The following is a 19,167-nucleotide window of genomic DNA, read 5'->3' on the forward strand; positions in this document are numbered from 1 at the left end:
GTGCGGTCGCGCGACGGGTCTGCCCGGTTGGGCGCGATGCCACTATGCTTTCTTCGATCCGAGGATGAGATGCAGTAGGCTTTGTTGCACCGTCAGGGCTTGTCGCCCGACGGACGATGCCGCAGGATGCTTCGATTCGCCATGGGAAGGGCGAGCTAGACACCTGGAAAGGTGCGCCGGGGCGGTTCGAACCGCCATTGTTCTTGTGTCGGGGGGATGCTTGTCCGCGTTCATTGAGCCCTTGCGGATGGTGCTGCTGGCCGATGGGTCGGACTGGGGGCGCCTGCTGCGTGAGCAGCTGGCGGCGCTGGGCAATCCCTCCGCGCTGATCACCGCGCCGTCATGGGAGGCGGCCAGCGCGCTGTTCGACGACCATCCCCAGGGGCTGCTGCTGACCACCCCGCGCTTCCAGCCGGCGCCGGAGCGTTGCTCGCTGCCGGTGGTCCTGCTTCTCGACGAGGAACCCCGCGAGCCGCCGCTGGGCGCCTGCGACTGGCTGGTGCGCGACGGCTTCTGTGCCGACATGCTGCGTCGTTGCCTGCGCCACGTGCGCGAGCAGGTGCAGCTGAAGCTCAGCCTGCAGCGCCTGGCTGAGCAGGACCCGCTGACCGGCATCGCCAACCGCCAGGGCTTCCAGGCCCTGCTGGCCGCCCGTCTGGCCGAGTCCGGCGGGCGCGGTCTGGCCCTCGGCCACCTCGACCTGGACAACTTCCACCACGCCAACGACGCCCTCGGCCACCGTGCCGGCGACCGTCTGATCCTCCAGGTGGTGGCCCGCCTGCAGGCGCAACTGGCTCCCGGCGACCAGCTGGCGCGTCTGGGCAGTGACGAGTTCGCCCTGCTCATCGACACCCGCCGCGACCCACAGCGCGCCGAGCGCCTCGCCGAGCGGCTCACCGAAGCGCTTTCCGAACCCTACCTGGTGGACGGCGAGAGTCTGCTGCTCGGCTGCAGCCTGGGCATCGCCCACGCCCGCGCCGGTGCCGGCGCCGACCCGCTGATGTGGCATGCGCACATCGCCATGCAACAGGCCAAGAGCGCGCAGGGCTGCACCTTCCACATCTTCGACGAGCGCATCAACCGCAGTGCGCGCAGCCTCGCCGACCTGGAGGGCGAGCTGCGCCACGCCCTGCGCCGCGACGAGCTGGAGCTGCACTACCAGCCGCGCCTGAGCCTGGCCAGCGGGCGCATCGTCGGCCTGGAGGCGCTGGTGCGCTGGCAGCACGCCGAGCGCGGCCTGCTCGGCCCCGACCAGTTCATCCCCCTGGCCGAGCAGAGCGGGCTGATCGTGCCGCTCGGCTACTGGGTGATGGCCCGCGCCCTGCGCGACATGCAGTGGCTGCGCGGCCGCGGCCTGCCGGCCATGCACATGGCGGTCAACCTGTCGTTCCGGCAGTTCCAGGACAGTCAGCTGCTGTCCACCCTGCAGCGGCTGATCGCCGACCGCGGCGTTGAGGCGCGCTGGCTGGAGTTCGAGCTCACCGAAACCGCGGTGATGCGCCGCCGCGAGCCGGTGCAGCAGACCATGCACGGCCTGGCCCAGCTGGGCGTGCGCTTCTCCCTGGACGACTTCGGCACCGGCTTCTCGTCCTTCGTGCACCTCAACAGCCTGCCGATCACCCTCCTGAAGATCGACAAGAGCTTCGTCGCCGACATGGGCAAGCACGGGGAGAACCATCAGTTGGTGCGGGCGATGATCAACCTGGCGCACAACCTCGGCCTCGAGGTGGTCGCCGAGGGCGTCGAGCACAGCGATCAGCTGGCCCTGCTGCGCCGCTATGGCTGCGACCAGGTGCAGGGCTACCTGATCAGCCCTCCGCTACCGCTCGCCGAGCTGGTGCGTTTCCTGATGCAGAGCGAGCGCCAGGCGCTGCTCGCCGAGCAGTCCTGACTCCGGTCACTCAGGCCGGACACCCTTCCGCCGCCGGCTCGCGCCGCGCCCGGCGCAGCAGACGCGCGCACTTGGCCTCGAAGCCGAGGCTCAGGCCCAGTGCCGCACAGGCCAGGCCGGCGGCCAGGCCCCACCAGACCCCGTGGGCGCCCCAGCCGAGCGGAAAGGCCAGCCCCCAGGCCAGCGGGATGCCGATCAGCCAGTAGCAGCCGAGGCCGACCAGGAGAGTGGTCTTGCCGTCGCCCAGGCCGCGGATGGTGCCCATGGCGATGCTCTGGGTGCCGTCGAACAGCTCGAACACCGCGGCCACCGCCAGCAGGCCGACGGCCAGGCTGACCACCTCGGTGAAGGCCGGGTCGTGGCGGTCGACGAACAGGCCGATCACCGGCTCCGGCAGCAGCCAGAACAGCAGGGCGAAGACCAGCATGCAGGCGGCGCCGCTGGCGATGCCCAGGCGTCCGGCGCGGCGCAGCAAGGCCGGGTGGCCGGCGCCGAGGTGCTGGCCGACCCGGTAGGTCACCGCGTAGGACAGCCCCTGGGGCAGGATGAAGGCCAGGGTCACCGCCTGGAGGGCGATCTGGTGCGCGGCCAGTTGCACGCTGCCCAGGGCGCCCATGCACAGGGTGGCGAAGCTGAACATGCCCTGCTCGGCGGCGTAGGTGCCGCCGATCGGCAGACCCAGGCGCAGCAGCGCGCCCAGCTCGGCGCGGCGCGGGCGCAGCAGGCCGCGCAGTACCCGGTACTGGCGATAGACCGGCGCGCGCAGGATGTACAGGGCCAGTGCCAGGGCCATGCCGCTGCTGACCAGCGCGGTGGTCAGGCCGATGCCGGCCAGGCCCAGCCGGGGCAGGCCGAACCAGCCGCGGATCAGCGCGTAGTTGATCAGGAGGTTGGCCGCCGCGCCGGCCAGGCCGATGGTCATCACCGGACCGGGATGGCCGATCGCGCTGGTAAAGCCGCGCAGGGCCATGAAGGCTAGGTAGCCGGGCAGGGCGAGGGCCAGTGGGCCGAGCAGCTGCATGGCGCGCGTCGCCACTTCCGGCTGCTGGCCGAGATACGGCAGCAGCGGACCGAGGGAGCGCAGGCACAGGGCGCCGCCGATGCCGAGCAGCAGGGCCAGCCACAGGCCGTTCTGCAGCAGGCGCGTGGCACCCGCGGCGTCCCCGGCGCCGTGGCGGATCGCCACCAGGCTGCCGACCGCCGCCACCATGCCGACGCAGAACAGCGAGAGCATGAAGTAGCAGGTGGCGCCCAAGGCGCCGCCGGCCAACTGCTCGGGGCCGAGCAAGCCCATCATGATGGTGTCGGTGAACACCATGAGTACGTGGGCCAACTGTGCGGCGATCAGCGGACCGGCGAGACGGAAGAGGGCGACCAACTCGTCGCGGGTGAGGTTCGACATGATGAGTCAGGCTCAGGCAGTGGCTTGCCGGCAGAACGCCGGCAGCAGGAGAATGTCTTAATTTTCCAGGGCAGGCACGCTGCGGACAAAGGGAAAAAAGCCATGCCTGTCATGACACAGACTCATGGGATGCCGCCATGGCCCGTCGCCTGCCGCCGCTCTATGCCCTGCGTGCCTTCGAGGCCGCTGCCCGGCACCTGTCCTTCACCCGCGCCGCCGAGGAGCTGGCCATCACCCAGAGCGCGGTGAGCCGGCACGTGCGCACCCTGGAAGAGCACTTCGCCTGCCGGCTGTTCGAGCGCGCCGGTCGCCACCTGCGCCTCACCGAGAGCGCGCGTCTGCTGCTGCCCGGCCTGCGCGACGGTTTCGACGCCCTGGAACGGGCCTGCGCCAGCCTGCGCAGTGAGGAGGGCGCGCTGCGCCTGAAGGCGCCCTCCACCCTCACGGTGCGCTGGCTATTGGCGCGCCTGTCGCGCTTTCGCATGCACAACCCCGACATCGAGGTGCAGCTGACCAGCGCCTGGATGGACGTGGACGGCGTGGACTTTCAGCACGAGCCCTACGACTGCGCGGTGCTGCTCAGCGACGGCAGCTTTCCCGATGACTGGGAGAGCGCGCTGCTCTTCGAGGAATGGCTAATCCCGGTCTGCGCCCCCGAGGCGGCGGCCGACGGGCCCTGGGACCTGCCGCGCCTGCAGGCCGCCGACCAGTTGCACCCGACCCCGGACCGCCGCGACTGGCGGCGCTGGCTGAAGGCCATGAAGCTGGACCGCCAGGTGCCGCTGCGCAGCGGGCAGACCTTCGACATGCTGGAGCTGGGCATAGTCGCCGCGGCGCGCGGTTACGGGGTGTCCATCGGCGACCTGCTGATGGTCGCCGAGGACGTCGCCGACCGGCGCCTCGGTCTGCCCTGGCCGAGCGCGGTGTTCAGCGGCAGCGGCTACTACCTGGTGTGGCCGAAGGCGCGTCGCGGCCAGGAGCGCTTCCGTCGCCTGCGCGACTTCCTGCAGGCCGAAGTGGCGGCGATGCGCCTGCCGCAGGTGGAGTTCGTCCGGTCCTGAGCGCTAGCTGTGTAAACCCAGTACGTGGTCCAGTGGATGTGGCGCGCGGCTGATGGGAGGGGGCTAGCCAAGGCTGGCGCGAGGCTTGTGCCAGGAAGTGATCGACCGGGTGCGCGTCGATCCGGCCAACGCCTTGCGCGGCGTCCGCACAACGTCGGGGCATCAGGCGTTCGCGCTGGGTGCCGCTGCTTTCATGCGGGTCCATCCGGAGCTCCTGGAGGGCACACGTCCAGAATCCGGGAATGCTCCGGATGAACAACCTACGGAGAGATCTCGCAGCTAGCGCACCAGGTGCAGGAAGTGCATGTGCTTCTCGTACTGGTCGAGGATATCGCTGATCACCTCGTCGCGGCCCCAGCCCATGACGTCGTAGTCCTGGCCGCCCTCGCGCAGGTAGACCTCGGCGCGGAAGTACTTGCGCTCCTCGCTGCCGGCGTCGCTGGTGTCGCGCAGGGCGAAGCTGGGCTGCACGAAGGCGCGTGGGCGCACCTCGTAGCGGAAATCGATCTCCGTGCCGTGGGCTACCTCCAGGCCGATGCGGCCGTCCTCGCCGTCGATCACTTGGGCGTCCAGACCCTGCTTGCGCAGTTCCTCAGCCACGGCCTGGCAGGCCGGTTCCACCACCTCGCTGATGAAACGGGTGACATGAGCGCGGCGCGGGAACATCACCAGGCTGCGCAGGCGGCGCTGCCAGCCGCCGGGGTGGCGCGGCGCGGGCCGCGAGCTGTTCAGCGCCTGGTAGCGGATGCCGCGCTTGGTGGCATCCAGGCGCAGGGCCTTGAACAGTCCCCAGGTGGCCGCCAGTAGGACCATGGCGAACGGCAGGGCGCTGGCGATGGTGGCGGTCTGCAGGGCCTTGAGGCCGTCGGCGAGGAGCAGGGCGACGGCCACCACGCCGATCAGGATCGACCAGAACAGGCGCTGCCAGAGTGGCGTGCGCTCCTGGCCGCCGGAGGCCAGCATGTCTACCACCAGGGCGCCGGAGTCCGCCGAGGTGACGAAGAAGATCACCACCATCAGCACCGCCAGGCTGGACATCAGGCCCGACAGCGGCAGCTGTTCGAGGAAGGCGAACAATGCCAGCGAGCTGTCGGCGCGCACCGTGTCCAGCAGGCTGCCGACGCCCTCCTGGAGCACCAGGTGGATGGCCGTGTCGCCGAACACCGTCATCCACAGTAGGGTGAAGCCGGCGGGCACGAAGAGCACGCCGCAGACGAACTCACGGATGGTCCGCCCGCGGGAGATGCGCGCGATGAACAGGCCGACGAAGGGCGACCAGGACAGCCACCAGCCCCAGTACAGCAGGGTCCAGCCGCCGATCCAGTCGGTCGGTTCGTAGGCGTACAGGTTGAAGGTCTTGCTGACGATCTCCGAGAGGTAGCTGCCGGTGTTCTGCACGAAGGTCTTGAGCAGGAACACCGTGGGCCCGAGGACCAGCACGAACAGCAGCAGGAGCACCGCCAGGCCCATGTTCAGCTCGGAGAGGATGCGGATGCCGCGGTTCAGGCCGCTGGCTACCGACAGGGTAGCCAAGGCGCAGGTGCCGGCGATCAGGGTGACCTGCACCGGCACGCTGACCGGCACGCCGAACAGGTGGTGCAGGCCGCTGTTGATCTGCAGCACCCCGTAGCCCAGCGAGGTGGCCACCCCGAACACGGTGCCAAGGATGGCGAAAATGTCCACCGCATGGCCGATGGGCCCGTGGATGCGTGCTCCGATCAGCGGGTAGAGCGCCGAGCGCAGGGTCAGCGGCAGGCCGTGGCGGAAGCTGAAGAAGGCGAGGATCAGCGCCACGATGGCGTAGATCGACCAGGCATGCAGACCCCAGTGGAAGAAGGTCAGCTTCATTGCCTCGCGAGCCGCCTGCACGCTTTGCGGCTCGCCCACCGGCGGCGCTGCGTAGTGCATCAGCGGCTCGGCCACGCCGAAGAACATCAGGCCGATGCCCATGCCGGCGCAGAACAGCATGGCGAACCAGGTGAGGTTGCGGTATTCGGGTTGGCTATGGTCGGGACCCAGCTTGAGGTCGCCGTAGCGGCTGGTGGCGAGGAACACTACGCTGATCAGAATCAGTGCCACGGCGAGCACGTAGAACCAGCTGGCGTTGTTGACGATCCATTCCTGGACCTGGCCGAAGGTCTGCTGCGCCTGCGTCGGGAACAGCATGCAGTACGCCACCGTGGCGCAGATCAGGATGGCGGAGCCGAAGAAAACCGGCGGGTTGAGCGAAGACTGCTTGGCCTCCATTGAGACAGCTCTCCTTGTGATCGGATGGGCGCCCAAGGGCGGAAAAGTGTCCCATGTTAACCAATTTCGATAGCTTTTTACAATCTAATATTTCGCATCGATAGTTTTTTGCTTGCTCCATCCGTCGCCGTCGCCGCTCCGTCTGCGACCATCGCCTACCATGGGGCCACGCCGCCGGACTCCAGAGCCTAGGCGATGCGCTGAGCCCGTAGCGGAGCGCGTCATGCGGATCCCCGCGCCGCGTCGAGGTGCGCCGGTAGGCCAGCCGCAGCTGTGAAGCATCGAGCCCGACCATGACAACCAGAGGAAATCGCCATGACTACTGTCTCCGACCGCGACCAGATCCTCGCCCTGCTGGATACCTGGGTGAAGGGCTTCATCGACAAGGACGTCGCCACCGTGGTGGCCACCTACGCCGAGGACATCGTCGCCTTCGATGCCATCCAGCAGCTGCAGTTCAAGGGCCGCGACGCCTACCGCGCGCACTGGGAGTTCTGCATGGGCCTCTGCGAGGGCAAGCCGATCTACGAGACCCGCGAACGGGAACTGCAGGTCGACGGCAACCTGGCCTTCGCCCACTACCTCTCCCATTGCGGCGGGGTCGATGCGCAGGGCAACGTGCAGGGCTGCTGGTGCCGCGTCACCCAGGGCTTCCGCAAGATCGAAGGGCGCTGGCTGATCGTTCACGAGCACTTCTCCTTCCCGATCGACCTGGAAAGCAACAAGGCGCTGGTCGACGCTCAGCCCTGAGCCCCCGGTCTTGGGGGCCCGCCAGCCGCTCCCTTTCCCTTGGCGAGGGGCCAAGCCAGCCCCAAGTCCGTCTAAGCCCCCAGCCCCGGCCGATACTGCAGCGCCTCTGCCAGGTGCGGCCGGGCGATGGTCTCCTGCTCGTCCAGGTCGGCGAGGGTGCGCGCCACCTTGAGCAGCCGGTGGGTGGCGCGCAGGGATAGGCCGAGGCGCTCGCAGGCCTGCTCCAGCCAGTGCCGGTCGGCCGTGCGCAATGGGCAGTGCTGTCGCAGTCCGGGCAGGTCGAGGGCGGCGTTGGTACAGCCCTGGCGGGCCAGCTGGCGCTGCCGCGCGGCGGCCACCCGGGCGGCGACGCTAGCGCTCGTCTGAGCGGGTTCGCCGCTCGCCTCGAGCGAGGTGGTTTCCCGCGCCACGGTGATGTGCAGGTCGATGCGGTCGAGCAGTGGTCCGGACAGCTTGGCGCGGTAGCGCTGCACCTGTTCCGGGGTGCAGCGGCAGCGCCCGCCGGGGTCGTGCAGATAGCCGCAGGGGCAGGGGTTCATCGCCGCGACCAGTTGGAAGCGCGCCGGGAAGCGTACCCGGTCGCGGGCCCGGGCGATCACGATGTGTCCGGTTTCCAGGGGCTCGCGGAGCACCTCGAGAACCTTGCGGTCGAACTCCGGCAGCTCGTCGAGGAACAGCACGCCGTGGTGCGCCAGGGTGATCTCGCCGGGCTGCGGGCGGCTGCCGCCGCCGACCAGAGCGGGGCCGGAGGCGGAATGGTGTGGGGTACGGAACGGCCGCTGCGGCCAGGCCTCCAGCGGCGTCTGGCTGGCCACCGAGTGGATGGCGGCCACCTCCAGGGCCTCGGCTTCGGTGAGCGGCGGCAGCAGGCCAGGCAGGCGGCTGGCCAGGAGGGTCTTGCCGGTGCCTGGCGGGCCGCTGAGCAGGAGGTTGTGTGCGCCGGCGGCGGCCACCAGCAGGGCACGCTTGGCGGCCAGTTGGCCCTGTACCTCGGCGAGGTCCGGATAGGGCGTCGGCTGCTGCGGCAGGCCGCGGGCCTGATAGGCGGCCAGCGGCGCGCTGCCGTTGAGGTGCCCGGCCAGCTCCAGTAGGTGGTCCACCGCCAGCACCTTTAGGCCCGAGGCCAGGCTGGCCTCCTCGGCGTTGGCCCGCGGCACCACTAGGGTGCGTCCACTGGCGCGGGCTGCCAGGGCCGCCGGCAGCACGCCCTGCACCGGGCGCAGGGCGCCGGAGAGGGCCAGCTCGCCGAGGCATTCCAGGTCGTCCAGGGCCTCTCCCGGAAGCTGTCCGCTGGCGGCGAGAATGCCCAGGGCGATGGCCAGGTCGAAGCGTCCGCCGTCCTTGGGCAGGTCGGCGGGGGCCAGGTTGAGGGTGATGCGCCGCGCTGGGAAGTCGAAGCCGGCGTTGAGAATCGCGCTGCGCACGCGGTCCTTGCTTTCCTTGACGCTGGTTTCCGGCAGGCCGACCAGGGTCAGGGACGGCAGGCCGTTGGCGAGATGGGCCTCGACGGTGACGGCCGGCGCCTCGACGCCGACCAGTGCGCGGCTGTGGATGATGGCCAGGGACATGATCGCTCCTTGATCGACTGTCCCGCCTGCGGGGTCACTCGGCGGGCGGGTTCTGCTTGGCTTCCAGCTCGGCGACCCGCGCCTCCAGCGCCTCCAGGCGCGCACGGGTGCGGGCCAGCACGGTCATCTGACTGTCGAATTCCTCGCGGCTGACCAGGTCGAGCTTGCTGAAGGCGCTCTGCAGCAGGGCCTTGAACTGGCTTTCCAGCTCCGTGCGGGGCAGCGGGCTGTCGGTGCCGAACAGGCGGGTGGCTTGGCTGGCGAGGGCGTCGAGCAGGGCTTTGGGTGGCAGCATGGCGATGGTTCCGATGAAGACGCTCGCAGTGTATCACGCCGCCCGGCGGCCAGAATTTGCACAGCTATTGAGCGAGCCCGTCGGGTTGGTTGCACCAATATGGTGCGCGTGTCGTGGCAAATTGCCCCGCATGCCGTCCGGGGACGCGCGCCATGCCTCGAAAATCCTGGACTGCACGGACATGGCAAGGTTTCTGCTTGGTAAGCGCTGACGCATGCACTGATGCAGTTCGGTGCAGGGTGGAACGGGGGGAGTCGTTCCACCGGAAGGCGGTTGGTTGTTGTCGGGATGGCCGAGCCAGGGCTCCCGATGCGTTACAAAGCCAGACACTGCGCATAGACTTGAACCGGGTTCGTTTATTTCCTGGGGCGAGTCCACCAAAACGGGAGAGATTTCATGAAGCTAGTCACTGCCATCATCAAGCCGTTCAAGCTGGACGACGTGCGTGAGTCGTTGTCCGAGATCGGCGTGCAGGGCATCACCGTTACCGAGGTCAAGGGCTTCGGACGGCAGAAGGGTCATACCGAGCTGTATCGCGGTGCCGAGTACGTCGTCGACTTCCTGCCCAAGGTGAAGATCGACGTGGCGATCGCCGATGACCAGCTCGACCGGGTGATCGAAGCCATCACCAAGGCTGCCAATACCGGCAAGATCGGTGACGGCAAGATCTTCGTGGTCAATCTGGAACAGGCTATCCGCATCCGTACCGGCGAAACCGGCACAGACGCCATCTAATTCGCCGAACCCAAAGCCCCAGGAGAAAACATATGACTCTGCGTAAGCTCGCAGGGCTAGGAGCCCTCGTGTCCCTGTTCACCGCACCCGGCCTGGCCATGGCCGAGGAAGCGGCCACCCTGAACGCCGGCGATACCGCGTGGATGCTGACCTCCACCGCGCTGGTGCTGTTCATGACCATCCCCGGCCTGGCGCTGTTCTACGGCGGCATGGTGCGTTCCAAGAACATCCTCTCGGTGATGATGCAATGCTTCGCCATCACCGGCCTGATGAGCATCCTGTGGTTCGCCTACGGCTACAGCCTGGCCTTCGACACCACCGGCATGGAACAGGGTGTCGTCAACTTCAACTCCTTCGTGGGTAGCCTGAATAACGCCTTCCTGAGCAACCTGACCAAGGACAGCCTGGTCGGCGCCTTCCCGGAAAGCGTGTTCGTCACCTTCCAGATGACCTTCGCGATCATCACCCCGGCGCTGATCGTCGGTGCCTTCGCCGAGCGCATGAAGTTCTCCGCGATGCTGGTCTTCATGGCCATCTGGTTCACCATCGTCTACGCCCCCATGTGCCACATGGTGTGGTCCGGCGACGGTGCCTTCCTGTGGGATGAAGGCGTGATCGACTTCGCCGGCGGCACCGTGGTGCACATCAACGCCGGTATCGCCGGCCTGGTGGCCTGCCTGGTGCTGGGTAAGCGCAAGGGCTATCCGACCACCCCGATGGCCCCGCACAACCTCGGCTACACCCTGATCGGTGCTGCCATGCTGTGGATCGGCTGGTTCGGCTTCAACGCCGGCTCCGCGGCCGCCGCTGACGACACCGCCGGCATGGCCATGCTGGTGACCCAGATCGCCACCGCTGCTGCCGCACTGGGCTGGATGTTCGCCGAGTGGGTCACCCACGGCAAACCGAGCGCCCTGGGCATCGCCTCCGGTGTGGTGGCCGGTCTGGTGGCCATTACCCCGGCTGCCGGTGCGGTCGGCCCGGTGGGCGCCCTGGTGATCGGCATCGCCGCCGGCGTGATCTGCTTCTTCTCCGCCACCAGCCTGAAGCGCAAGCTGGGCTATGACGACTCCCTCGACGTGTTCGGCGTGCACTGCATCGGCGGTATCGTCGGCGCGATCCTGGTCGGTGCCTTCGGCGCCCCGTCCCTGGGCGGCTTTGGCGAGATCGAGAGCATCGCCAGCCAGCTGTGGATCCAGACCGAGAGCGTGCTGTTCACCATCGTCTACACCACCGTGCTGACCTTCATCATCCTCAAGGTCGTGGATGCGGTGATGGGCCTGCGTGTCAGCGAAGAGGAAGAGACCGTCGGTCTCGACCTGGCCCTGCACAACGAGCGCGGCTACAACCTGTAAGCCTCGCCTGCGGTACCCGAAACGCCCGGCTCTCGCCGGGCGTTTTGCTGTCTGCGGACATGACCTGCCAGGCCCGGCCAAGGTCGCTCTTTGCTTTTCCACGGGGCACGCTAGAATGCGCGCCAAACTGGAGGGCTCAGTATGTGGCAGCAGCGCCTGATCCGCCTGCAACCGCGGCCGCGGGGGTTTCACCTGGTTACCGAGGAGATCCTCGCCGCCTTGCCGGAACTGCGTGACTGCCGCGTCGGTCTGTTACACCTGTGGCTGCGCCACACCTCGGCTTCGCTGACCGTCAACGAGAACGCCGATCCCGCGGTGCGCCGCGACTTCGAGCGCTTCTTCTCGCGGCTGGCGCCGGAGGGCGAGGGCGGCTACGAGCATGACTACGAAGGGCCGGATGACCTGCCGGCGCATTTCAAGGCCAGCCTGCTCGGTTGCCAGCTGAGCCTGCCGGTGGCCGATGGCCGCCTGGCGCTGGGTACCTGGCAGGGCATCTACCTCGGCGAGCACCGAGAGCATGGCGGCTCACGCCAGGTCATCGCCACCCTCTATGGCGAGACCGTTTGAAATTTTCCGGCGGCGTTCTATAGGTACGTGGCCGGGCTATAACTAACCTGCTTTTCGCAAGTCATGAGGTTGAACATGAGCGACGAAGAACTGGAACAAGACGAGCTGGAAGGCGTCGAGGACGACGGCGAAGAGCTGGCGGCCGCCGATGACGGCGATGTGGAGATCGACGACGGCGACGAGGGCGAAGCCGTCCTCAAGCCCGGCAAGAAGGCCAAGGCGGCCGTGGAGCCGGAAGAGCTGCCCAGCATCGAGGCCAAGCAGAAGGAGCGCGAAGCCCTGGAACGCGCCATGCAGGAATTCCTCGCGCGTGGCGGCAAGGTCCAGGAGATCGAGCCCAACGTGGTCGCCGACCCGCCCCGCAAGCCGGACAGCAAGTACGGCAGCCGGCCCATCTGAGTCAGTCGCCCAGGTCCGTCGCGGACCTCGGTGGTTTGCCCGACACCCTGCGAGAGCGCTGCTTTCGCGGGGTGTCTTCGTTTCAGGGGCAAAGTGGCCCTTCAGCCGCCCCAGCGCGCCAGCAGTCCCGGCAGTTCGGCGAGACTGCGGATTTGCCCATCCGGGGCGTCCTCGCCTTCCCAGTCCAGGCCGCCCGGATTGAACCACACGGCGCGCAGGCCGGCGGCCAGGGCGCCGCGGATGTCGTCGCCGGGGTGGTCGCCGATGTGCACCGCCTGGTCGGGGTGCGCCCCGACCCGCTTCAGCGCCTCGCGGAAGGGCGCCGGATCCGGCTTGCCGACGCCCAGCTCCTCGGCGCAGAGGGCGAACTGGAAGTAGTCGGCCAGGCCCAGGCGGCGTACGTCGGCGTTGCCGTTGGTGATCACCCCCAGGTGGTAGCGGCCGGCGAGGGTTTCCAGGGTCGGTACCGTGTCCGGGAAGAAGGTGATGCGGTGGCGGGCGCTAAGCATCGCCTGGAAGGCGCCTTCGGCCAGTCGCAGGGCCTCGTGGTGGGGGTAGCCGACCTCCGTCAGGGCGTGGAACAGCGTGCGTCGGCGCAGCTCGCTGAGCCGGTGGCGCAGACCGGGCTCGTGCGCCACGAGGCGGCTGCGGATCGCCCAGAGGAACTCCACCGGCCGTTCGACCAGGCGCGGGGCGTGGACCGCCAGCCAGTCGCGCATCGCCGCCTCGGCGCCCTGGATCACCGGGCGGTTGTCCCACAGGGTGTCGTCGAGGTCGAAGGTGATCAGGCGAATGCTCATTCGCTCGCTCCGCTGCGGCGCTTGGCGCGCGGATGGGCGCTGTCGTAGACCTTGGCCAGGTGCTGGAAGTCCAGGTGGGTATAGACCTGGGTGGTGGCGATGTCGGCATGCCCGAGCAGCTCCTGCACCGCGCGCAGGTCCTGGGAGGATTCCAGCAGATGGCTGGCGAAGCTGTGACGCAGCATGTGCGGGTGGAGGTGCTGGCCCAGCTCGCGGATCCCCGCCTGGCGTACCCGCAGCTGCACGGCGCGGGGGCTCAGGCGGCGGCCCTGCTGGCTGACGAACAGGGCGCCGTCGGCCGGGCGGCTCTGCGCGCGCAGCGGCAGCCACTCTTCGAGGGCCGCGCGGGCCTTGCTGCCCACCGGCAGGACGCGGGTCTTGCTGCCCTTGCCGCGTACCTCCACCAGCCCGGCGGCCAGGTCGAGCTGCTCCAGGTTCAGGCCGACCAGCTCGGAGAGGCGCAGCCCGGAGGAGTAGAAAAGCTCCAGCAGCGCCTGGTCGCGGCGGGCGATGAAGTCGTCCTCCACCGCGCCGTCGAGCAATTGGGCGGTACGGTCGGCATCCAACAGGCGCGGCAGGCGCCGTTCGCCCTTGGGCGGGCGCAGGCCGCTGGCCGGATCGTGGCGGCAGCGGCCCTCGCGGTTCAGGTAGCGGTACAGGCCGCGCACCGCCGAGAGTAGGCGGGCCAGGGAGCGGCTGGACTGGCCCTGGCCGTGCAGGCGGGCGACGAAGCCGCGCAGGCGGCGCCCGTCCAGATCGGCCCAGGCGGCGATCCCGGCCTGCTCCGCGAGATCGCGGACCTTCTCCAGGTCGCGGCGGTAGCCGTCCAAGGTATGGGCGGACACCTGGCGCTCGCTGCGCAGGTGTTCCAGGTAGGCGGTAAGGTCGGCTTCCAGCGTCACGCTCGTGCTCCCGGCGGGGCCTGTCCCGTAGCTTGAGGCCTGCGCCGCGCGGCGTCTAGCGCGCCGACGGCTGAGGAGCGACGAAGCGCGGCAGGATGCGGGCCAGGACCTCGGCGATGTAGCCGAGGAACAGGGTGCCCAGCGAGCTCTTGTAGTGCTGCGGGTCGGGGCTTCCGATCGCCAGCACGCCGTGCAGGCCCTGGTGGGCCAGGGCGACCATGGCCGCCGAGCCGACCTGTGGGGCCTCGGCGCCGAACAGGAATTCCAGCTCGTTGGCGCGCAGCACGCCGCAGACCGTCTTGCTGCCGCCGAGCAGGCCGCCGATGGCCTGGTGGGCCTCGGCGTCGCTGACCCAGCGGCCGACGCCCAACGGCGTGTCGTTGAACAGGATCAGGCTGACGTGGGGCACCTGGAAGGCATGCCGCAGGTTGTCCTCCACGGCGCCGACCACTTCCTCCAGGCTGGTGGCGTCGAGGATGTCGAGCACCAGGCGGCGGGTCTTGTCGAACAGCCGGTCGTTCTCGCGGGCCACGTCCATCAGCTGCGACAGGCGGTGGCGCATCTCGATGTTGCGCTCGCGGAGCAGTTTGACCTGGCGCTCCACCAGCGATACCGCCTCGCCCGGCTGGTGCGGAATGCGCAGCTCGGGGATCAGCTCCTCGTGGTCGACGAAGAATTCCGGGTGCTGGCGCAGATAGGCGGCCACCTGCTCGGCGTCGAGGGCGGCGGGCTGTTGCTGATCGGTCATAGACGAACCTGTCCTTCGTACACGCGAACGGCCGGGCCGGTCATCATAACCGGCTGTCCCGGGCCTGCCCACTCGATGGACAGCTTGCCGCCGGGCAGCTCGATCTGTACCGGGGAGTCCATCCAGCCCTGGCGGATCGCCGCAACCGCCGCGGCGCAGGCGCCGGTGCCGCAGGCCTGGGTCTCGCCGGCGCCGCGTTCCCAGACGCGCAGTTTGGCGTGGTGGCGGTCGAGCACCTGGAGGAAGCCGACGTTGACCCGCTGCGGGAAGCGCGGGTGATGCTCCAGCTTCGGCCCCAGCTCGTGCACCGGCGCCGTGCGCACGTCGTCGACGCGCAGCACCGCGTGGGGGTTGCCCATGGACAGCGCGGCCAGCTCGATGCTCTGGCCATCCAGCTCCACCAGATAGCTGAGCGCCTCGTCGTCGGCCTGGAAGGGCACCTGCGCGGGGGCCAGGCGAGGCGCGCCCATGTTCACGGTGACCTGGCCGTCGGGGCGCACGTTGAGCTCGATGATCCCGCCCTTGGTCTCGACGCGGATCCGCTTCTTCACGGTCAGGCGCTTGTCCAGCACGAAGCGGGCGAAGCAGCGCGCGCCGTTGCCGCACTGCTCCACCTCCGAGCCGTCGGAGTTGAAGATGCGGTAGCGGAAGTCCACCTCCGGGTCGGACGGCGCCTCGACCAGCAGCAGTTGGTCGAAGCCGATGCCGGTGTGGCGGTCGCCCCAGGCCTTGGCGTGCTTGGGCTGGATGTGCGCGTGCTGGCTGATCAGATCGATGACCATGAAGTCGTTGCCGAGGCCGTGCATCTTGGTGAAACGCAGCAGCATGGCATCACTCCGGCAGCAGGCTTTCGCCGGCGAACAGCTCGGTCAGGGTCTCGCGGCGGCGCACCTCGAAAGCCCGGGTGCCGTCCACCAGCACCTCGGCGGCGCGGCCGCGGGTGTTGTAGTTGGAGCTCATGACGAAACCATAGGCGCCCGCCGAGCGCACGGCCAGCAGGTCGCCTTCCTCCAGCACCAGGTCGCGCTGCTTGGCGAGGAAGTCGCCGGTCTCGCAGATCGGCCCGACCACGTCGTAGCAGCGCGACTCGCCGTCCCGCGGGCGCACCGGGACTATGTCCATCCAGGCTTGGTAGAGGGCTGGGCGAATCAGGTCGTTCATCGCCGCGTCGACGATGGCGAAGTCCTTGTGGGCGGTGTGCTTGAGGTATTCCACGCGGGTCAGCAGCACCCCGGCGTTGGCTACGATGGAGCGCCCTGGCTCGAACACCAGAGCCAGGTCGCGACCGGCGAGGCGCTCGCGCACCGCGCGGATGTAGTCGCCAGCCAGCGGCGGCTCCTCGTCGCGGTAGCGCACGCCGAGGCCGCCGCCGAGGTCGAGGTGGCGGATGCGGATGCCGCGCACGGCCAGGCGGTCGATCAGCGCCAGCAGACGGTCGAGGGCATCGAGGAAGGGCGGCAGGCTGGTCAGCTGCGAGCCGATGTGGCAGTCGACGCCAACCACCTCGAGGTTCGCCAGCTCGGCGGCGCGGGCGTAGACCGCCTCGGCCTCGTCGATGTCGATGCCGAACTTGTTCTCCTTGAGGCCGGTGGAGATGTAGGGGTGGGTGCCGGCATCCACGTCCGGGTTGACGCGCAGCGACACCGGGGCCTTGACCCCTAGCTCGGCGGCCACCTGCTGGAGGCGTTCCAGCTCGACGCTGGATTCCACGTTGAAGCAGTGCACGCCTACTTCCAGGGCACGGCGCATGTCCTCGCGGCTCTTGCCGACTCCGGAGAAGACGATCCTGCCAGGTTCGCCACCGGCGGCCAGGACACGCTCCAGCTCGCCGCGGGAGACGATGTCGAAGCCCGCGCCGAGGCGCGCCAGGACGTTCAGTACGCCGAGGTTGGAGTTCGCCTTGACGGCGAAGCAGACCAGGTGCGGCAGGCCGGTCAGGGCCTCGGCATAGGCACGGTACTGCGCCTCGATGTGGGCGCGGGAATAGACGTAGGTGGGGGTGCCGAAGCGGGCGGCCAGCGCGGACAGGGCCACGCCTTCCGCGTACAGTTCGCCGTCGCGGTACTCGAAGGCTTCCATCAGAATGCCTCCCTGCTCAGAGTCCGAAGACGTCTTTGTCGCGTTTCTCGACGGTTTCCTGATCGTCAGGATGGTACAGCGGGCCCTTCTGGCCGCAGCCGGCGAGGGTACCGCCGAGCAGGGCCAGGGCGAGCAGGGGAAGCAGCAGGCGCTTCATGGGTCGAATCCTTGTAAAAGCGGGAATAGCGCCGGAGTATACCGGCCCCCCGGCGCATTGCCTATGTCGCGGCTGCCCGTCCGGCGGGGCCGGGCCGGGGCTGGCGCGGCTTCCCGGGGCGGCCTCCCGGCGGGGAGAATGTCGCCGCCCGACCCGGGGCCATTCGGGGTTTCGTCGAGGAGAGTGCATGGACAGTCCGCCGCCACTTGCCGGTTCCGTCTCGGTGGCCTACCTGCAGGGGCTGCTCGGCCACCTGGAGCAGCGCGGCATCGCGCCGGCGGCGCTGCTCGCCGAGCTGCGGCTGGACCCGGCGCTGCTCGCCCGGCGCGAACAGCGCATCGCCGCTTCGGCGTACCTGCGCCTGCTCGGTCGTGGCGTCGAGCTGAGCGGCGACGACTGCCTCGGTCTGCACCTTGGCGAGGCGGTGTGCCCCGGCTACTACGGGGTGCTCGGCTATCTGGCGATGAGCTGCGCGACCCTCGCCGACGCCCTGCACCGGCAGGCCCGCTACGCCGAGCTGGTCGGCAGCCTCGGCTGGGTCAGTCTGGTCGACGAACCGCCGCGCCCTGGCCTGGAGCCACAGGTGGCGCTGACCTGGCAGCCGCTGCTGACCCTGCAGCGCCGCCAGGCCAGCGAGGAGACCCTGGCTGCCTGGCTGAGCTTCGGGCGCTGGATCAGCGGGCTGCAGGTGGCGCCCACCGAGGTGCGTTTCCAGCACGCTGCGCCGGCCGAGGTGAGCGAACATGATCGGATCTTCGGCTGCCCGGTACGCTTCGATCAGGCCGACAACGCCCTGGTGTTCCCCCGCCGGCTGCTCGCCACCCTGCTGGGGCAGGCCGACCACCAGGTCCGGAAGGCCCTCGACGCCTATGCCGAACGTCTGCTTGGCGAGCTGCGTGGTGCCAGCGTGCCGGACCGGGCACGCCGGGAGCTGGCCGGTCTGCTCGGCGCGGAGCGGCTGCCCGACCTGGAGTCCCTGGCCGGACGCCTGGGGCTCAGTCCGCGCACCCTGCAGCGCCGCCTGCGCGAGGCCGGGCTGTCGTTCAGCGCGCTGCTGGACGAGACGCGCCAGCAGCTGGTCCTGCATCACCTGCGCGATCCGGCGCTGGAGCTGGCCGACATCGCCTTCCTGGTCGGCTTCAGCGAGCCCGGCTCGCTGGTTCGCGCCTTCCGGCGCTGGACGGGGCAGAGCCCGAACGAGTACCGTCGCCGCCTGCCCGCCGAGTGAATCCTTTGTTGCAGCGAGGAGCCTTTCCGATGAGTTTGAGCGAATCCCGTTTCCACGATCTGGTCGATGCCGCCCAGCAGGCCGTGGAGGACATCTTCGATGACAGCGATCTGGACGTGGACCTGGAAAACTCCGGCGGTGTACTGACCGTGCGCTTCGCCAACGGCAGCCAGCTCATCCTCAGCCGCCAGGTGCCAATCCGCCAGCTGTGGCTGGCAGCGCGTTCCGGCGGCTTCCACTTCGACTATGACGAGGACGGCCAGCGCTGGGTGTGCGACAGCAGCGGGGAGAGCCTCGGCGAGATGCTCGCCCGCACGACCCTGGAGCAGTGCGGCGAGGAGCTGGACTTCAGCGAGCTGTAAGGCTGTAAGACGGCCTGCGCCAGGCCGATGCACTCGCGCGCTCTTGCTTATTGCCGCCACTGTGGTAGCTTCGATTGCACAATTTCTGTGCACAAACCCCGTCTTCGGTCGGGGTTTTTGCTTTTTTGGTCTCTTTGTCCAAGGAGTCAGGCTATCGCCATGAACAACAATGCACCTGCGATCACCGTTACTCGTCTCGATCTGCAACGCCTGGAGCGTCTGCTCGATAGCCTGGAGGAATACGGCCCTGGCGCCGAGGCCCTCGAGCGGGAGCTGGCGCGCGCCCATGTGGTGGGCCTGGACGAGGTGCCGGCGGGCGTGGTGACCATGAACTCCCGGGTGCACTGCCGCGACGAGACCACTGGCAAGGAATACCGCCTCACCCTGGTCTATCCGGAAGACGCCGGCCCCGAGGGCACCGTGTCGGTGCTCGCGCCGGTGGGCTGCGCGCTGCTCGGCCTGTCGGTGGGCCAGCAGATCGACTGGCCGGCACCGGGCGGCAAGACCATCAAGCTGACCCTGCTGGACGTCGAGTACCAGCCCGAAGCCGCCGGCGACTACGGCCTCTGAGGGCGGGCGAGAGCCTCCAAGCCTGCCGGGCTTCGCACGTCCCGCGAGCCC

20 protein-coding genes are annotated in these 19,167 nt (G+C 68.9%); 10 read left to right on the forward strand and 10 right to left on the reverse strand.

What is annotated here, in order from left to right; genetic code table 11:
• The first annotated feature begins 220 nt into the window (after nucleotides 1-220).
• Entirely contained in the window at nucleotides 221-1,891 is a 1,671-nt protein-coding gene (locus H165_RS0114700; protein ID WP_026146654.1) for a putative bifunctional diguanylate cyclase/phosphodiesterase, read from the forward strand.
• 10 nt (nucleotides 1,892-1,901) lie between these two features.
• On the opposite strand, the gene H165_RS0114705 is transcribed toward H165_RS0114700, so the two are convergent.
• On the reverse strand, nucleotides 1,902-3,293 hold the full coding sequence (locus H165_RS0114705) for a NorM family multidrug efflux MATE transporter (RefSeq protein ID WP_017939705.1): 1,392 nt from the start codon (nucleotides 3,291-3,293) through the stop codon (nucleotides 1,902-1,904).
• A 137-nt stretch (nucleotides 3,294-3,430) separates the two neighbouring features.
• Between H165_RS0114705 and H165_RS0114710 the strand changes: the two genes are divergently transcribed.
• Nucleotides 3,431-4,354 carry a LysR substrate-binding domain-containing protein gene (locus H165_RS0114710; protein ID WP_017939706.1) on the forward strand — a complete coding sequence of 308 codons (924 nt, stop codon included), beginning with the start codon at nucleotides 3,431-3,433 and terminating at the stop codon, nucleotides 4,352-4,354.
• Between the two features lie 279 nt (nucleotides 4,355-4,633).
• Here the strand turns inward: H165_RS0114710 and H165_RS0114715 are convergent, their stop codons facing one another.
• Entirely contained in the window at nucleotides 4,634-6,601 is a 1,968-nt protein-coding gene (locus H165_RS0114715; RefSeq protein ID WP_017939707.1) for a BCCT family transporter, read from the reverse strand.
• Nucleotides 6,602-6,916: 315 nt separating this feature from the next.
• Between H165_RS0114715 and H165_RS0114720 the strand changes: the two genes are divergently transcribed.
• Nucleotides 6,917-7,351, forward strand: a complete 435-nt coding sequence (locus tag H165_RS0114720; RefSeq protein ID WP_017939708.1) for a YybH family protein — start codon at nucleotides 6,917-6,919, stop codon at nucleotides 7,349-7,351.
• A gap of 71 nt (nucleotides 7,352-7,422) precedes the next feature.
• On the opposite strand, the gene H165_RS0114725 is transcribed toward H165_RS0114720, so the two are convergent.
• Entirely contained in the window at nucleotides 7,423-8,919 is a 1,497-nt protein-coding gene (locus H165_RS0114725) for a YifB family Mg chelatase-like AAA ATPase (RefSeq protein ID WP_017939709.1), read from the reverse strand.
• Between the two features lie 34 nt (nucleotides 8,920-8,953).
• Entirely contained in the window at nucleotides 8,954-9,214 is a 261-nt protein-coding gene (locus H165_RS0114730) for an accessory factor UbiK family protein (protein ID WP_017939710.1), read from the reverse strand.
• 396 nt (nucleotides 9,215-9,610) lie between these two features.
• On the opposite strand from H165_RS0114730, the gene glnK reads away from it, so the two are divergent.
• The 4 genes from glnK (at nucleotide 9,611) to sutA (ending at nucleotide 12,270) form a co-directional block, all read left to right on the forward strand.
• Entirely contained in the window at nucleotides 9,611-9,949 is a 339-nt protein-coding gene (gene glnK / locus H165_RS0114735; RefSeq protein ID WP_003457590.1) for a P-II family nitrogen regulator, read from the forward strand.
• Between the two features lie 32 nt (nucleotides 9,950-9,981).
• Complete coding sequence (locus H165_RS0114740; RefSeq protein WP_026146655.1) at nucleotides 9,982-11,304, forward strand: ammonium transporter; 1,323 nt, start codon at nucleotides 9,982-9,984, stop codon at nucleotides 11,302-11,304.
• A gap of 141 nt (nucleotides 11,305-11,445) precedes the next feature.
• Nucleotides 11,446-11,871, forward strand: coding sequence for a secondary thiamine-phosphate synthase enzyme YjbQ (locus tag H165_RS0114745; protein ID WP_017939712.1), 426 nt, complete (start codon nucleotides 11,446-11,448; stop codon nucleotides 11,869-11,871).
• A gap of 75 nt (nucleotides 11,872-11,946) precedes the next feature.
• Nucleotides 11,947-12,270 carry a transcriptional regulator SutA gene (gene sutA, locus H165_RS0114750; RefSeq protein ID WP_017939713.1) on the forward strand — a complete coding sequence of 108 codons (324 nt, stop codon included), beginning with the start codon at nucleotides 11,947-11,949 and terminating at the stop codon, nucleotides 12,268-12,270.
• A 101-nt stretch (nucleotides 12,271-12,371) separates the two neighbouring features.
• On the opposite strand, the gene H165_RS0114755 is transcribed toward sutA, so the two are convergent.
• The 6 genes from H165_RS0114755 to lptM form a co-directional block, all read right to left on the reverse strand.
• On the reverse strand, nucleotides 12,372-13,070 hold the full coding sequence (locus H165_RS0114755; protein WP_017939714.1) for an HAD family hydrolase: 699 nt from the start codon (nucleotides 13,068-13,070) through the stop codon (nucleotides 12,372-12,374).
• Nucleotides 13,067-13,966, reverse strand: a complete 900-nt coding sequence (xerC, locus tag H165_RS0114760) for a tyrosine recombinase XerC (RefSeq protein WP_026146656.1) — start codon at nucleotides 13,964-13,966, stop codon at nucleotides 13,067-13,069. The genes H165_RS0114755 and xerC overlap by 4 nt, the downstream gene beginning before the upstream one ends.
• 61 nt (nucleotides 13,967-14,027) lie before the next feature.
• Entirely contained in the window at nucleotides 14,028-14,720 is a 693-nt protein-coding gene (locus H165_RS0114765; RefSeq protein ID WP_017939716.1) for a DUF484 family protein, read from the reverse strand.
• Nucleotides 14,717-15,547, reverse strand: a complete 831-nt coding sequence (dapF, locus tag H165_RS0114770) for a diaminopimelate epimerase (protein ID WP_017939717.1) — start codon at nucleotides 15,545-15,547, stop codon at nucleotides 14,717-14,719. The genes H165_RS0114765 and dapF overlap by 4 nt, the downstream gene beginning before the upstream one ends.
• 4 nt (nucleotides 15,548-15,551) lie before the next feature.
• The gene (gene lysA, locus H165_RS0114775) at nucleotides 15,552-16,799 is read right to left on the reverse strand and encodes a diaminopimelate decarboxylase (protein WP_017939718.1); all 1,248 of its coding nucleotides are present in this window, start codon (nucleotides 16,797-16,799) and stop codon (nucleotides 15,552-15,554) included.
• A 16-nt stretch (nucleotides 16,800-16,815) separates the two neighbouring features.
• The gene (gene lptM, locus H165_RS0114780; protein ID WP_017939719.1) at nucleotides 16,816-16,956 is read right to left on the reverse strand and encodes an LPS translocon maturation chaperone LptM; all 141 of its coding nucleotides are present in this window, start codon (nucleotides 16,954-16,956) and stop codon (nucleotides 16,816-16,818) included.
• 187 nt (nucleotides 16,957-17,143) lie between these two features.
• On the opposite strand from lptM, the gene H165_RS0114785 reads away from it, so the two are divergent.
• The 3 genes from H165_RS0114785 (at nucleotide 17,144) to rnk (ending at nucleotide 19,116) form a co-directional block, all read left to right on the forward strand.
• Nucleotides 17,144-18,184 (forward strand): AraC family transcriptional regulator, encoded by a 1,041-nt coding sequence (locus H165_RS0114785; protein WP_017939720.1) that lies wholly within the window; start codon nucleotides 17,144-17,146, stop codon nucleotides 18,182-18,184.
• Nucleotides 18,185-18,213: 29 nt separating this feature from the next.
• Nucleotides 18,214-18,546: an iron donor protein CyaY gene (gene cyaY, locus H165_RS0114790; RefSeq protein WP_017939721.1), complete on the forward strand. Its 333-nt coding sequence runs from the start codon at nucleotides 18,214-18,216 to the stop codon at nucleotides 18,544-18,546.
• A 159-nt stretch (nucleotides 18,547-18,705) separates the two neighbouring features.
• On the forward strand, nucleotides 18,706-19,116 hold the full coding sequence (gene rnk / locus H165_RS0114795) for a nucleoside diphosphate kinase regulator (RefSeq protein WP_017939722.1): 411 nt from the start codon (nucleotides 18,706-18,708) through the stop codon (nucleotides 19,114-19,116).
• Nucleotides 19,117-19,167: the final 51 nt, after the last annotated feature.

It is taken from the genome of Pseudomonas thermotolerans DSM 14292, assembly GCF_000364625.1.
Classification (GTDB): Bacteria; Pseudomonadota; Gammaproteobacteria; order Pseudomonadales; family Pseudomonadaceae; genus Aquipseudomonas; species Aquipseudomonas thermotolerans.

Coding starts and splice junctions, on each gene's coding strand:
- H165_RS0114705 (WP_017939705.1), bottom strand. CDS start 3,293: ATGTCGAACCTCACCCGCGACGAGTTGGTCGCCCTCTTCCGTCTCGCC.
- H165_RS0114710 (WP_017939706.1), top strand. CDS start 3,431: ATGGCCCGTCGCCTGCCGCCGCTCTATGCCCTGCGTGCCTTCGAGGCC.
- H165_RS0114715 (WP_017939707.1), bottom strand. CDS start 6,601: ATGGAGGCCAAGCAGTCTTCGCTCAACCCGCCGGTTTTCTTCGGCTCC.
- H165_RS0114720 (WP_017939708.1), top strand. CDS start 6,917: ATGACTACTGTCTCCGACCGCGACCAGATCCTCGCCCTGCTGGATACC.
- H165_RS0114725 (WP_017939709.1), bottom strand. CDS start 8,919: ATGTCCCTGGCCATCATCCACAGCCGCGCACTGGTCGGCGTCGAGGCG.
- H165_RS0114730 (WP_017939710.1), bottom strand. CDS start 9,214: ATGCTGCCACCCAAAGCCCTGCTCGACGCCCTCGCCAGCCAAGCCACC.
- glnK (WP_003457590.1), top strand. CDS start 9,611: ATGAAGCTAGTCACTGCCATCATCAAGCCGTTCAAGCTGGACGACGTG.
- H165_RS0114740 (WP_026146655.1), top strand. CDS start 9,982: ATGACTCTGCGTAAGCTCGCAGGGCTAGGAGCCCTCGTGTCCCTGTTC.
- H165_RS0114745 (WP_017939712.1), top strand. CDS start 11,446: ATGTGGCAGCAGCGCCTGATCCGCCTGCAACCGCGGCCGCGGGGGTTT.
- sutA (WP_017939713.1), top strand. CDS start 11,947: ATGAGCGACGAAGAACTGGAACAAGACGAGCTGGAAGGCGTCGAGGAC.
- H165_RS0114755 (WP_017939714.1), bottom strand. CDS start 13,070: ATGAGCATTCGCCTGATCACCTTCGACCTCGACGACACCCTGTGGGAC.
- H165_RS0114765 (WP_017939716.1), bottom strand. CDS start 14,720: ATGACCGATCAGCAACAGCCCGCCGCCCTCGACGCCGAGCAGGTGGCC.
- dapF (WP_017939717.1), bottom strand. CDS start 15,547: ATGCTGCTGCGTTTCACCAAGATGCACGGCCTCGGCAACGACTTCATG.
- lysA (WP_017939718.1), bottom strand. CDS start 16,799: ATGGAAGCCTTCGAGTACCGCGACGGCGAACTGTACGCGGAAGGCGTG.
- lptM (WP_017939719.1), bottom strand. CDS start 16,956: ATGAAGCGCCTGCTGCTTCCCCTGCTCGCCCTGGCCCTGCTCGGCGGT.
- H165_RS0114785 (WP_017939720.1), top strand. CDS start 17,144: ATGGACAGTCCGCCGCCACTTGCCGGTTCCGTCTCGGTGGCCTACCTG.
- cyaY (WP_017939721.1), top strand. CDS start 18,214: ATGAGTTTGAGCGAATCCCGTTTCCACGATCTGGTCGATGCCGCCCAG.
- rnk (WP_017939722.1), top strand. CDS start 18,706: ATGAACAACAATGCACCTGCGATCACCGTTACTCGTCTCGATCTGCAA.